General features: G+C 71.1%; 12 protein-coding genes. 9 read left to right on the forward strand and 3 right to left on the reverse strand.

Annotation, left to right across the window (positions count from 1 at the left end; all coding sequences use genetic code 11):
* Positions 1 to 7: 7 nt before the first annotated feature.
* Positions 8 to 1,387 carry an ATP-binding protein gene (locus OP18_RS33655; RefSeq protein ID WP_033363153.1) on the forward strand — a complete coding sequence of 460 codons (1,380 nt, stop codon included), beginning with the start codon at positions 8 to 10 and terminating at the stop codon, positions 1,385 to 1,387.
* A gap of 3 nt (positions 1,388 to 1,390) precedes the next feature.
* Here the strand turns inward: OP18_RS33655 and OP18_RS33660 are convergent, their stop codons facing one another.
* Positions 1,391 to 2,191, reverse strand: coding sequence for a hypothetical protein (locus OP18_RS33660; RefSeq protein WP_033363154.1), 801 nt, complete (start codon positions 2,189 to 2,191; stop codon positions 1,391 to 1,393).
* Complete coding sequence (locus OP18_RS33665) at positions 2,184 to 2,678, reverse strand: SigE family RNA polymerase sigma factor (RefSeq protein ID WP_033363155.1); 495 nt, start codon at positions 2,676 to 2,678, stop codon at positions 2,184 to 2,186. Before OP18_RS33665 ends, OP18_RS33660 begins: the two co-directional genes overlap by 8 nt.
* Positions 2,679 to 3,069: 391 nt before the next feature.
* Here OP18_RS33665 and OP18_RS33670 point away from each other — a divergent pair, with 391 nt between their 5' ends.
* From OP18_RS33670 to OP18_RS53455, 8 genes are all read left to right on the forward strand, one after another.
* Complete coding sequence (locus OP18_RS33670; protein WP_033363156.1) at positions 3,070 to 3,780, forward strand: hypothetical protein; 711 nt, start codon at positions 3,070 to 3,072, stop codon at positions 3,778 to 3,780.
* Between the two features lie 775 nt (positions 3,781 to 4,555).
* Positions 4,556 to 5,665: a hypothetical protein gene (locus OP18_RS33675; RefSeq protein WP_052387720.1), complete on the forward strand. Its 1,110-nt coding sequence runs from the start codon at positions 4,556 to 4,558 to the stop codon at positions 5,663 to 5,665.
* The gene (locus tag OP18_RS33680; protein ID WP_052387721.1) at positions 5,652 to 8,171 is read left to right on the forward strand and encodes a sensor histidine kinase; all 2,520 of its coding nucleotides are present in this window, start codon (positions 5,652 to 5,654) and stop codon (positions 8,169 to 8,171) included. Before OP18_RS33675 ends, OP18_RS33680 begins: the two co-directional genes overlap by 14 nt.
* Positions 8,168 to 8,626, forward strand: coding sequence for a roadblock/LC7 domain-containing protein (locus OP18_RS33685; RefSeq protein WP_033363157.1), 459 nt, complete (start codon positions 8,168 to 8,170; stop codon positions 8,624 to 8,626). The genes OP18_RS33680 and OP18_RS33685 overlap by 4 nt, the downstream gene beginning before the upstream one ends.
* A complete protein-coding gene (locus OP18_RS33690; RefSeq protein ID WP_033363158.1) occupies positions 8,623 to 9,054 on the forward strand; it encodes a DUF742 domain-containing protein in 432 nt (143 codons plus the stop codon). Before OP18_RS33685 ends, OP18_RS33690 begins: the two co-directional genes overlap by 4 nt.
* On the forward strand, positions 9,041 to 9,613 hold the full coding sequence (locus tag OP18_RS33695; RefSeq protein WP_389249834.1) for a GTP-binding protein: 573 nt from the start codon (positions 9,041 to 9,043) through the stop codon (positions 9,611 to 9,613). Before OP18_RS33690 ends, OP18_RS33695 begins: the two co-directional genes overlap by 14 nt.
* Positions 9,614 to 9,618: 5 nt before the next feature.
* On the forward strand, positions 9,619 to 10,026 hold the full coding sequence (locus OP18_RS33700; protein WP_156089983.1) for a hypothetical protein: 408 nt from the start codon (positions 9,619 to 9,621) through the stop codon (positions 10,024 to 10,026).
* Positions 10,027 to 10,138: 112 nt separating this feature from the next.
* Positions 10,139 to 11,719 carry a restriction endonuclease gene (locus OP18_RS53455; RefSeq protein WP_081971335.1) on the forward strand — a complete coding sequence of 527 codons (1,581 nt, stop codon included), beginning with the start codon at positions 10,139 to 10,141 and terminating at the stop codon, positions 11,717 to 11,719.
* Between the two features lie 19 nt (positions 11,720 to 11,738).
* On the opposite strand, the gene OP18_RS33710 is transcribed toward OP18_RS53455, so the two are convergent.
* Entirely contained in the window at positions 11,739 to 12,644 is a 906-nt protein-coding gene (locus OP18_RS33710; RefSeq protein WP_211273756.1) for an HNH endonuclease, read from the reverse strand.
* Between the last annotated feature and the right edge of the window lie 58 nt (positions 12,645 to 12,702).

Here is a 12,702-nt window from a genome sequence, read left to right on the forward strand (position 1 = left end):
TTGAGTCGTGGAGGTCATCGGGCGGGCGGTGGAGCTGGCGGAGCTGGACGCCGCGTGGGAGCGGGCGGCCAGTGGGGCGCCTGAGCTCGCCGTGGTCTGGGGGCGGCGGCGGGTCGGCAAGACCTACCTGCTGACGCATTTCGCTGAGGGCAAGCGGTCCGTCTACTTCACCGCGGCGCGGCAGGACACGGACGAGCGGCAGCTGCAGCGGTTCGCCGACGCGCTTCGTGAGCAGCTCGGGGACGAGGTCGCGGACCTGGCGCCGGCGAGCTTTCCGACCTGGGAGGCCGCGCTGCGGTTCGTCGGGGGCATCGCCCGCACGGAGCCGCTGCTGGTCGTCCTCGACGAGGCGCCCCGCCTGATGAGCGGGCACGCGGACTTCGCCGACACCGTTTCGGCGGTGTGGGAGAACCACATCCGCAGCCAGAAGCTGATGCTTGTCCTGTCCGGGTCGGCCGTCGCGGTGATGGAGCAGATGCTGGGCCCGCAGGGCGGTCTGCACCGCCGCGCCGGGCTCGAGCGGAGGATGGATCCGTTCCCGCTGATCGACGCGCGGGCGTTCCTGCCCGATCTGCCGCCGGGTGACTTCATCCAGGCGTATGCGGCCTGCGGCGGTTATCCGTTGCACCTGCGGCGCTGGTCGGCGCGGCGGTCCACGGAGGAAAACCTCGAAGAGCTGGCCTTCACGCCGGGCGGTCTGCTGCTGCGGGACGCGCCGGACATCCTCTCGGAGGACCTGGACTGGCGGGGTGGGTATGAGCGGGTGCTCACGGCCATGGCCGGTGGTGCCCGGCGGCGGTCCAGGATCGCCGGGCGGGCGCAGCAGCGCATCGACTACACGCTCGACCGGCTGCGGCGCGCCGGCTACGTGCGGACGGTGCGTGCGCTGGGCACCGGTGGCGCGCCCGATCCGTACTACGAGATCGCCGACGACTATCTGGCGTACTGGTTCGCCGTGCTGCGCGACGACGCGGACCTGATCGACGGCGGCCAGGGGCCGGCCGTCCGGCAGCGCACCTCGGGGCGGTGGCAGACCCACGTCGCCCGGGTCTTCGAGGAGGCGGCCCGCCAGCACGCGCAGCGGCTGGTGGCGGCCGGGGCGCTCCCCCAGGACACGATCATCGGCCGCTGGTGGAAGGACGAGACCGTCGAGATCGACGTGCTGGGGCTCACCGGCGACCGGCCGGTCCTCGTCGGTGAGTGCCGGTGGCAGGCCAGGCCGCTGACCCAGCGGGACCTCGGTGACCTGCGGCGCCGGGCCGCGCATCTGCCGGAGCCGGGGCCGGCCGGGCTCACGTTCGCGTTCTGGTCCCGCGGCGGGGTCGACGAGACCCTGGCCGGCCATCCCGACGTGCGGGTGTTCACCCCCGCCGACATCGTGGGCTGACCGCTACGCGGTCGGGGAGGTGGGCTGGCAGAAGCTGCGCGTCGCCAGTTCGGCGTTCGAGTACACCACCGACAGGTACACCATGACCTGGTTGTTCTTCATCATGGAATTGATGAAGGTGGGGCTCGGCTCGGGGCCGTCCTGGACGGAGCGCGGGATGCTCGACGGCGCCGGCCGGGTCCCGGCCACCAGCACGTCGACCACGCCGCAGCTGTTCATGCCCGAGTACGCCGATGGCTTGGGCACGCTGGGCTGGGTCCGGGTGAGGGCGGACGAGGCGTTGTAGACCTGCACGTACTGCTGGCGGTTGACGTCCCAGCCCCAGGTGACGTGCGCGAACGGGATACGGGCGGCCGGGCAGACCTCGAAGATGTTGGCCGGCACGGGCACCAGCGCGTTGCTGCCGTTGACCGTCAGTTGCGCCTCGGTCCTGCCGTCCGCCAGCAGCGGCAGGCCGCGGGCGGAGGTGCCGCAGGCGGCGGTGCGCGACGGCGACGACGCGGCGGAGCTCGGCGATGAAGCGGTGCCGGCCGGTGGCGCGGCCTGCAGCGACACCGATGCCGACGGCGTCGGTGACGGGGTCGGCGAGGTGGCCGGGATCGGTGGCGGGCCGCCGCGGGACCACGACGGCAGGGTGACGACCGCGACCACGGCGATCGCCGCGACGACCGCGGCCACGGTACGGCGGCGGCGGGTCCGACGCAGCCGGCGCGGGATCTCCTCGACCGGCGGGGCGCTCGCGGCACGGACCGACTGGTCGCGGAAGGCGTCGAAGCGGGTGCGCAGCGGGTCGCGTTCAGTCATGGCTCACCCGCTCCTCGTCCACGCTGAGCAGGTGGCTCAGGGTCGACCTGGCCCGGTGCAGGCGGGCCTTGACGGTGCCGTCGGGGGCGCCGACGAACGCAGCGATCTCCTGTACCGACAGATCGGCGAGGTAGTGCAGCACCACGGCCTGCCGCAGGGGCGGCGTCAGCTGGCGCAGCGCGCGGACCAGGTCCAGCGACAACCCGTCCGGGCCGGGCACGTCATCGGCGATCAGGTCGCGGCGCACGTGCAGCAGGCGTTTCGCGCGGCGCCACCGGCTGATCGCGAGGTTCCACGCGACCCGGCGCACCCAGCCGACCGGGTCGTCGAACCGGGACACCGCGGTCCACTGCGCGAAGGCACGCGTGAACGCCTCCTGCACGAGGTCCTGCGCCTCGGCCCGGTCGCCGACGAACGCGTACAGCTGCGTGAGGAGCCGCGGGTACGTCGCCGAGTAGAACTCGGCGAAGTCCGGCGCGACGGCCATCAGTGCACCACTCCGGTCGATGTGATCCGGCAGCAGCCTAGAGCATGGAAGTCGTCTACTAGTGACACGCGGCGGGCGTATGGCGTCGCACCCGCCGGCCGCTCATGCCGGCGCTGAACGTGCATGACCTTTGGATAGCCCGTTTCGCATGCCCGCTGGGCTGCGTGCGACCCAACCGGTGGTGAACTGCGCCGACGTCGGCCCCGCCGTTGCCCAACCCGTTGGGGGAGCTCGACACGCGGTTGGGCCAACCGTTGGCCCGCCAACGCCCGCTCATTGCGCGAACCGCACCCAACTGACGAACGTCGCCCCGCCGGCCGCCTGGCCGGCGCCCGATTTCGACGGCGCGCAGGTCATCTCCGGCCACTTCACCGGCACCAGCTTCAACGACGTGTTCGTCTACTACCCGACCGGCTGGAACGCCGGCCTGGCCGTCATTGCCCCGAGCCTCGACGACGGCGGCCCGGTGGACGGCAACGGCGCCACCCTCCTGTACTCCGGCACGATGACGGACCTCAACGGCAACAACCCGATCGCGGTCGCGGACGCCTACGACAGCGCGGGCACGCACGGCGCGTACCCGGATCTGTTCGCCATCGTCGGCGACCCGGTCTCGGGGTACACCCTCGACTACTACCCGAACCCGGGCGGCACCGGCATGTACTTCATGGCCAACCCGACGCCGCTGCCGACACCGATCGGCGGCGCCGACTGGGACGCCTGGCGGATCGCGTCGAAGCTCCTGCCGACCGGCACCGCCCTGCTGCTGTGGAACCCGTCGACGGGTGCGCTGTTCGACCTGTACGCCCCCTGGCGCCGCCCAGACCGCATCGTCGCCTACGTCGTCCACCAGCCCTCGCTGGAGGGCCATGGTTTCGCGACCGTACGGTCCGCGGACGCGACGGTCGCACTGTGCACCCCTCGGGATCCGACCATCCTGGCGATGTCCCGCACACTGCCGACCAAGCGCAACGCGATCCCGCGCAGGTACACCGACCCGCTGATCGCGGCGTGGGATCTGCGCCGGTCGCCCGGTGGGGATGTCGACGCCGCTGTTGACCGGCTTCGAACGCGAGCACTCCGGGAGCGACTGTGGGGATAACGCGTCGCGTGGAGCTCGTCGCCACCTCGTGCGCCGACGAACTGTCCGTCCGATCGCTCACGGAGATCAGCGCGATCACCGCCGACCAGAACATCCGCATCATCGGCGGGCAATATGGCTCAGGAGCACGGGGGTCGCGCGTTCGACTCGGCCCCTGGGCTCGCCCCCGCCTTGTCCGCCGAGCCGATCACGATCGACGCGGGAGCGCGGATGCTCGACGGCTCCATGCTCGAGTTCACGGTCCGAGTGCCCACGGTGGGCTCGCGAGGCGTCCTTGCGGGCCTCACGCCGCGACGCCGCAGCACACCTGCACGAACTGGCCCGGCGCACACGCCGGCGCTCGGACGTCAAAGTGCCGGCAGCCCGGCTCGCGACCCTCATCGCCGCCCTGGTGACCCGGCCCGGTCTCGCTTCGCCGGTACGGTAGCGCTTCGGCCCACGACACTCCGAGCGAATGTAGCGTTGCGTGAGCGCCGCCGGGAAGGGCGATGTCGCATTCTGCCCACTGGCGAACAATGCGGCACCATCGGGGCACCGCCGGAAACGGCCGGACGGGGAGAAAGCGGCAAATCTTAGCGCCGTGGTGCAGACCTGGCAATAACGGGTGCGCTTTCTCACCGTATCGGATGAGGCGATCGCTCTGTCCCGCCATGCAGGTCCGGTCATCCTATTCATGACGCGACCAGTTGGTGGACAGCTATGTTCGGGTGCCGCTCGGCCGCTCTCCAGCGGCCCACCCCGCCGGTTCTCGCGGCCGCAACGCAGAGAGTGACCAATGGCAACCTCGACATCCCCCGACCGCCGGCCCCGCGGTACCGTCGCGTTCATCGTGCGGCTCCTGCTGCCGCTGGCGCTCATCGTCCCGACGGTCGTGCTGTTCGGGATGCACCGCCAGTCCAACGGTGACGATGCCGCGTTCGCCACCACCGAGCGACACGGGGTGGCGTACCTGCGGGCGCTCGTGCCGCTGGAGATCGAGCTCGTCAACGCGCAGGCGGCCGCGGCGACCGGCAGCCCGGTGCAGCGCGGGTCGCTGATGGCGGCCGTCGGCAGCGTGGCCGAGCTCGACGCCGAGCACGGTGCCGAGCTGCTCACCCGTGACCGGTGGGCCGACCTGCGGGCCAGGATCGAGGCGGTGCCGCCCACCGGCGCCCCGGGCACCCTGTTCGCCAGCTACAGCGAGGCCGTCGAGCTGCTCCTCGACCTCATCAGCAAGGTGCGCGAAGCGTCCGGACTGGCCCGGGACCCGTACGCGGCCACCTTCAACCTGGCCGACGGGGGCGCCCAGGAGCTGCCGGACGGCATCGCCGCCGCCGGGCGGTACGCGGGCCTGCTGCTGCAGGCGCGCCGGCTGCCGGCGGCCGGGCAGGCCGACGCGCTGTTCGGCATCGCCGCCGCCAGGTCCGACCTCATCGGGGCCGCCCGCGACCTGGCCGAGGACGTGCAGGCCGCGGCCCAGAGCAGCGAGAGCCACCGCCTCGACGGGTCCCTGCTCACCAAGATCGACGCCTTCACCCGGGCGACCGATGCCCTGGTGCCCGCCACGGCGACGGCGAGCGCGACGCTCAGCACCGACCCGGCACAGCTCGGCCGGCACCGCGACGACGTGGTGCGCGCCGGGGCCGAGCTGTCCGCCTCGTTGCTCAGTGAGATCGACGCCCTGCTCGGCGAACGGCTGGCGGACCTGGACTCGCGCGACACGACGGCCGTCGCCGCCCTCGCCGCGGCGGTCCTGCTCGGCGTGGCGGCGCCGGTGGTGACCGTGCTGCTGGCGCTGCGCCGGCGGCGTCGCGGCGCCGGCACGACAACGGCCCGCCGTGGGCCGGACGACACCCCGCCGGCCCCGCGGCACGACAGCGTGGAGCGGCTGCATGCTGCTCGATAGGTTCCGCATCCGCGGCAAGCTGACGCTGCTGGTCGCGCTGCCGCTGCTGGCCATGTTCGGCCTGTTCGTGCCCGTCGCCGTGGACCTGGTCAGCACCGCGAACCGCGCGGCGGAGACCGACGCCGCGGTGGCCCTCGCCGAGCGGGTCGGCCCGCTCGTGGAGGACCTCCAGCAGGAGCGGCTGCTGTCCATCGGGTACCTGATCGGCGCCGTCGACCCGACCGACCTGGCGCGGCAGTCGGCCAGGGTCTCCGACCAGCTGACCGCCGTGATCGCCGCGGGCGAGCTGCCCGACGAGCTGGCGGACTCGCTCGAGATGATCCGGCAGCAGCTGCCGACGGTGCGCGAGCGCGTCCTCATCAGGGCGGCCACCCCGGACGACGCGCTCGACCGGTTCGTGCCGCTGCTGGACGAGACGATCGAGGCGCTGGGGCTGGTCGACTTCGCCGACGGCACGACGGCCACCGGCCGGGCGCTGCTCACACTCGACGCGCTGCTGCGCGCGAACGAGTCGCTCACCGAGAGCACCGCCATCCTGGCCGTCATGTCCTACGAGGATCCGACGGCACTGCTCGTGCGGTACCGCGAGGAGCAGGCCGAGCGGGAGGTGTACGAGGAGCAGTTCGCCGCCTTCGCCACCCCCGCACAGTCCCAGCTGTACGCCCTGGTCTCCACCGCCTTCGAGGAACGGCTGGGCACCAAGTTCAACGACGACTTCGACGCCGACCCGGTCGCCGCGATGCGCGCCCGCCCGCTGGCGGCGCTGTTCCCGGAGCTGCGCTCGTTCAGCGTGCTGGGCGGGTTCGTCGAGAAGCGCCTCATCGACGACCTCAGCTCCGCCGTCAGCCGGCAGGAGCGGCAGGCGCTGACCACGGCGTACGGCGCCGGCGGCCTGACCGCGCTGGTCCTGCTCGTCGTGCTGCTGCTGGTCGCGTCCGTGGTCCGCGCCGTGGCCGCGCCGCTGATCCGGCTGACCCGCTCCGCGGAGCGCATCGCCGAGGCCGGCGAGGAGGAGCTGCGCCGCGTCGCCGACGACGAGGTCGACGTCGACGCCACCACGCCGGTACGCCTGGACGTGCTCGACGCCGGTGGCTCCGACGAGATCGGCGACCTGGCCCGGGCGTTCGACCGGGTCCAGGTCACGGCCGCGCAGCTGGTCGAGCGCCAGGTCGTGAGCCGGCGCAACGTGGCGGAGATGTTCGGCCACATCGGCCGGCGCACCCAGAACCTCGTCAGCCGCCAGCTCGGCATCATCGACCAGCTGGAGACGCAGGAGACCGACGGCGCGCGCCTGGAGCAGCTGTACGGCCTGGACCACCTCTCCAACCGGCTGCGCCGCAGCGCCGACAGCCTCGTCGTCATCTCCGGCTCCGGCCAGGCCGGCGACCACGTGACACCGGTCCGGCTGATCGACATCGCCCGGCTCGCCCTCGCCCAGATCGAGGAGTACACCCGCGTCGACACCGACATCCCGATCGAGCTGCTCATCGCTCCCGGCGTCGTCGGCGACCTGGTGCTGCTCGCCGCCGAGCTGCTGGAGAACGCGACGAACTTCTCGCCGCCGCACACCCGGGTCACGATCGCGGCGCGGGCCACGATCGGCGGCGTCCGGATCGTGGTCGTCGACAACGGCATCGGCATGAGTGATGAGCGCCTGGCCGAGGAGAACGCCCGGCTCGTGCGCCGGGAGCGGCTCGACCTGGTGCCCAGCCGGGTCCTCGGCCTGTTCGTGGCCGGCCGGCTGGCCCGCCGCCACGGCTTCCGGGTGGCGCTGGCGCACACCCCGGAGGGCGGCGTCACGGCCACCGTCGACCTCGGGCCGTCCCATGTCGTCGCTGGTGCCGCCCCGGTGACCGTCCCCTCGCTGCTCGACGGGCCCACCCGCGAGCTGGCGGCGCCCCGTGCTGCCGCGTTGCTCGGCGACGCGGGTGGCCCCTTGTTGCCGGTCCGCCGGCTGCAGGAGGCCACCGAGGCGATGCGGGACTGGCGGCCGTGGAACGCGTTCGCGGCAGGCTCCCGCGCGCTGCCCACGTCCGACGTCCCTTTGTCTGCCGTCGCCCCTTCGCCTGCGGGCGCGGCGGCCGTTTCGCCGTCCGGCCTGCGGCGGCGGGTGCCGGGCCAGCAGCTGCCGACCGGACCGCAGCGGGTCGTGCCGGAGGCGCCGCCGACGCCCGCCGACGCGCTCGCGGCGCGGGACATGATCGAGCAGTTCGAGGCAGGTGTACGGCGAGCCGACGAGCACACCGTCAACGGGTCGACGGCTGGTGCTCCGGCCGTACCGACGCAGCCGACACCGACCGGGAGCGGCCCGCGGCCACTGCGGCGGCGGACCCCCGGCGCCGCCCTCCCCGCGATGGACAGACCGGCTCGTCCACCCGCGGCGGACGCCACCGTGCACGATCCCGACACCGTACGTAATCTCGTTGAGCAGTTCGAAACCGGCGTGGCCCGCGCGTTGCGCGACGCGCCGACCGGAACCGACACCCCCGAAGGATTCCCGCGATGAGCAACACCTCCACGCACACCGGCGGCACCCCGGCAGCGGGGCTCAGCGCCGACGCGAAGACGTTCAACTGGCTCCTCGACTCGTTCACCACGAAGACCGCCGGCGTCCGGGAGGCGATCGCCGTGTCGTCCGACGGCCTGCTCATGGCCATGTCGTCGGTGCAGGACCGGGCCAACGCCGACCGGCTGGCCGCGATCGTCTCCGGGATCACCAGCCTCTCCGCGGGCGCCGCCGGCTGGTACACCCTGGGCGCGCTCAACCGGGTCATCGTCGACATGGCCGACGGGTACCTCATCGTCACCGCCATCAGCCGCGGCTCGGTCCTGGGCGTGATCGCCGACCGGTCGGCCAACCTGGGCACGTTGGCGTACGAGATGACGCTGTTCGCGAACCGGGCCGGAGCGGCGCTGACCCCCGCCCTCATCGCGGAACTGAAAAACTCCATCCAGACGTGACCGGGGAGCAGTCCTTCGGGCGGATCCCGCCGTACCTGCGGTCGGGGTCCGCCGGCCCGGCGCCGGGTCGCAACGCCGACGACCCGGCCGCCGCGTCCGCCGCGCTGCGCCCGTTCGTGCTCACGTCGGGCCGGGTCGAGGCGGTCGATCGCGAGATCGGCCTGGAGACCCAGGTGACGCTGCGCACCGGCGTTTCTTCATCTGCGGCGCTCACGCCGGAGATGCAGGCGATCGTCCGGCTGTGCGAGCGGCCGATCTCGGTCGCCGAACTCTCCGCGCTGGTGCCGCTGCACCTCGGCGTCACCCGCATTCTCGTCGCCGACCTGCGCGTCGCGGGCTACCTCGACGTCCACCTCACCGACACCACCGATTCCCAGTCCCCCGAGACCATCCTGCGAGTGATGCGTGGACTCCGTGCGATCCGCTAAAGCCCCCCTGCCCGTCAAGATCATCGTCGCCGGCGGCTTCGGCGTGGGCAAGACCACGACCGTCGGGTCGATCTCCGAGATCGTCCCGCTCACCACCGAGGCCGAGATGACCTCCGCCGCGATCGGCATCGACGAGCCGGGCCAGGCCAGCACCAAGAGCACCACCACGGTGGCGATGGACTTCGGCTGCGTGACCATCGACGACAGCCTCAAGCTGTACCTCTTCGGCACCCCCGGCCAGGACCGCTTCGGCTTCATGTGGGACGACCTGGTCCGCGGCGCCCTGGGCGCCCTGGTCGTGGTGGACAGCTCCAGGTTGGACGACTGCTATCCAGCGGTGGACTACTTCGAGCAGGCCGGGTTGCCGTTCGTCGTGGCGGTGAACACCTTCAACGGCCAGCTCGCGCACAGCCTGGACGAGGTGCGGTGGGCGCTCGCCGTCAACGACCAGGTGCCGGTGGTGGCCTTCGACGCCCGCGTCCGCACCTCGGTCCGCGACGCGATGCTGGTCGTGCTGGAACGTGCGCTGCAGCGCGCCATGGTCACCGGAGCGCACTGACCGCCATGGCACCCCGTCCGCCTGATGACGCCCTCGCCCGCCTGGCCCGGTGGGACGAACTGCGCCGCCGCGTCGCCGACAGCCATCCGGCCGCCGTTCCGCCGCCGCCACCTTCTACGCCGGTGCAGGGGTCTGCGCCGGTCCCGGCGGCGGGGTCGGCACCGGTCATCGATGACGTAGTCCGCACCATCCGGGACCTCGTCGCCCGCCACCCGTCCCTGTCCCTCGCCGTCGTGGCGTCGGAGCCCGCCGGCCCGGCGTGGCACCTCCGCGTTACACACACCGGCAGCGGGGTGCAGGTCACGCTCGACCACGACGGCCCACCCACGCCCGCCGCATCAACCGCCGCCCGCCTCGCCGAACTCCTGCGCGAGCACCCCACCATCCTCGACATCCTCGACGAACGAAGCTGATCAGCTGACCGAACAGGCGGTGACATGAGCTCACCGGCCGTTACCAGCAATCGGAATACATCTTTAGGGTCGGCGAACAGCGGCTTGTACGTTCGTTGGGAGGGACCGGTCGATGGCGCGACGACACAGTGGTGGTGCACTGAGCCTGCTCGTCGAAGCGCACCGACGAAATCAACGCCAACAACTGGCGCAGCTGCGTGCGTGGGAAGCGGCGCAGCGTCAGCACGAGAAAGCGCAGCGGGCCGCTCAACGCGCCGCCGCGGGCGCGAACAAGGCAGCGATGGCCGCCTACCAGAGCGCCCGGGAAACCGAGGCCGCCCGCCACACTGCAGACCTTGAGCGTCGGGTCGGCGTCCTGCAAACGATCCTGGCGGCGGGCGCCGCGGCGCCGCCTGTGCAGCTTGCCAACTTGCGGGTCGCGCCACCAACCGTGCCGTTCACGCCGGGACCGCTCGCGACGCCAATTCGGATGCCTGATTCCGCGCGGTATCAGGTGCCGCCACTGCCGGCGTTGCAAGCGTTAAATCCAGCCGCTCGACGCCGCCATGACGAAGACGCCGCTCGCGCCCGAAGCCGATTCGAGCACGATTGGCATCTCGCCCAGGCCGCGGAGACTGAGCGCGTTCGACGGCTGGAAGAGCTGCGTCAACAACACTTTGCTTGGGTGCAGGAGCAGACACAGCGAGCGGCAACGCACAACGCGCACATCGACGCCTTGGCACAGCGGATGCAGGCCGGACATCCGGACGCTATCGCCGAATATTTCGCCGGAGTGCTGTACGCCGGGCAGGGCTGGCCGGCGCAGTTTCCGCGCCACGTAACGGCCGCGTGGGACGCGGATGCTCGCCAGCTGGTCGTGGATTGGCAGCTGCCGCCCTTCACGGTCATCCCCGAGGTCACTCGCATCCGCTACGTCAAAAGCAACGACGAGTACAAGGAAATCGCGTTCCCGGCCGGTCAACGCGCATCGCTGTACCGCGACGTGCTATGCCAGAGCAGCCTCCGTGTCATCGCTGACGCGTTCCGCGCGGATGTCCACGGCTATCTCGACTCGGTCGCGTTCAACGGATATGTCAGCGGGTCGGACCCGGCCTCTGGACTGGACGTGGATTGCTGTTTGGTCACGGTGACGATCGGCCGCAACGACCTGCACGGCATGCAGTTGACCCGAGTCAACGCGGTTGATTGCCTCACCGCGCTGCGCGGCCAGGTGTCTGCGCGACCCGAGCGACTCACCGCTGTGCGCCCCGGTCGCCGGCCCGAGTCGGTAGCCGGCGTCTCCGACGTGTCTTCCGACGGCGACGACATCGACCTGCACGCGATGGATCCGGTGGACTTCGAGGAGCTCGTCGCCCAGCTGTTCCGCGCTCGTGGGCTGGACGTCAAGACCACAGCCAGGTCCGGCGATGAGGGTGTTGACGTCTTGGCAGAGGACCCGGACCCGATCACTGGCGGACTCATCGTCATCCAGGTGAAGCGCTATCGAGCAACTGTCTCACCCAACGTGGTCAGGGAATTGTTCGGCGTGGTCCAACATCACGGTGCGACAAAAGGCATCCTGGTGACGACGTCGAGCTTCGGCCCGGGATCGCATGAGTTCGCCCGCGACAAACCCTTGAAGCTCATCGCCGGGCAGGAGTTGGTCGGCCTGCTCGCCGAGTGCGGCCTACCCGGACGCCTCGGCCCGGCTTGATTGGAGATATCACCCCGACTCAGGCGGCGGAACGGAACTGTTCGTAGCGCTCTTCAAGTCTGCTGGGATCGGGTCGATCCCGTTGCGACCGAGGCAGGAACAGCGTCGTGCCGTGCATTTCTTGCAGCCCATGCCGCAGCATGGGCCCGTCGACCTCGGCCAGGATGTCCTCGCGCACCTCGACGACGCGGTCCGGGCGGATGCCGATAATGTTCGCGTCGTAGGCCGCGTGGTGGATCTTGCACATCGTCAGCCCATTCGGCACGATCGGCTCGCCGCGCTGATGATGATCGGGCAGGATGTGCGCCGCGTCGAGGAGTGACGCATGGCCGAGCCGACATAGAGCGCACCGCGTCTCGTAGGCACGGAGCACCTTGGGCCGGAACATAATTTGATGCAGTCGCTGCGACGTCAGCCGACGGGCGTACCTTCGCTCCAGCGGCGTCTCTTCCTGCTCCGGCGGCTCATCAGTGTTCTCGTTGAGATCGACGGCGAATTCGTGCGCCTCGGGATCCTCTTCAACCAGGAAGACGGGGTAAATCGCCTGGTAGACGCCCTTGGAGACGGGCACAAAGTAGGCGAGCGGCGACCGGCGGACCATAGCTTCGCGCAACGCGCGGTTATCAGCGTGCGCCGGGTCCGTGCCTCGCCACTTGTACCGCAGTCTGCCGTCCGGGCCGAACTGATCGTCGTACGGTGCCGCTGCGCCGGGCGGTGTGTAGGCGGTTCGAATCGTGAGGGCGGCCGACAACTGCGCAGGCTTCCTAATGCCTGGCTGAACGATCAGCCGCGTCTGGACGCCGTCGAAAATGAAGTCGTTGATAACTGCCGAAGGGATGCCGTCCGGATACTTGGCGCCAAGCCGGTCCAGATGGGCGAACATGGCGAGGCGGAGCCGAGTGTCTGTGTCCTGGGCGGCGGTCACCAAAACGTTATAGCGCACTGGCAATTCTTCCGATGCCCCCGCCGCCTGCTCGGACCCA

The organism is Dactylosporangium aurantiacum (assembly GCF_000716715.1).
Lineage (GTDB): Bacteria > Actinomycetota > Actinomycetes > Mycobacteriales > Micromonosporaceae > Dactylosporangium > Dactylosporangium aurantiacum.

What these genes read in the sequence shown, in the direction of transcription:
- OP18_RS33680 (WP_052387721.1), top strand. Translation starts at nt 5,652, where the DNA reads ATGCTGCTCGATAGGTTCCGCATCCGCGGCAAGCTGACGCTGCTGGTC.
- OP18_RS33685 (WP_033363157.1), top strand. Translation starts at nt 8,168, where the DNA reads ATGAGCAACACCTCCACGCACACCGGCGGCACCCCGGCAGCGGGGCTC.
- OP18_RS33660 (WP_033363154.1), bottom strand. Translation starts at nt 2,191, where the DNA reads ATGACTGAACGCGACCCGCTGCGCACCCGCTTCGACGCCTTCCGCGAC.
- OP18_RS53455 (WP_081971335.1), top strand. Translation starts at nt 10,139, where the DNA reads ATGGCGCGACGACACAGTGGTGGTGCACTGAGCCTGCTCGTCGAAGCG.
- OP18_RS33675 (WP_052387720.1), top strand. Translation starts at nt 4,556, where the DNA reads ATGGCAACCTCGACATCCCCCGACCGCCGGCCCCGCGGTACCGTCGCG.
- OP18_RS33700 (WP_156089983.1), top strand. Translation starts at nt 9,619, where the DNA reads ATGGCACCCCGTCCGCCTGATGACGCCCTCGCCCGCCTGGCCCGGTGG.
- OP18_RS33665 (WP_033363155.1), bottom strand. Translation starts at nt 2,678, where the DNA reads ATGGCCGTCGCGCCGGACTTCGCCGAGTTCTACTCGGCGACGTACCCG.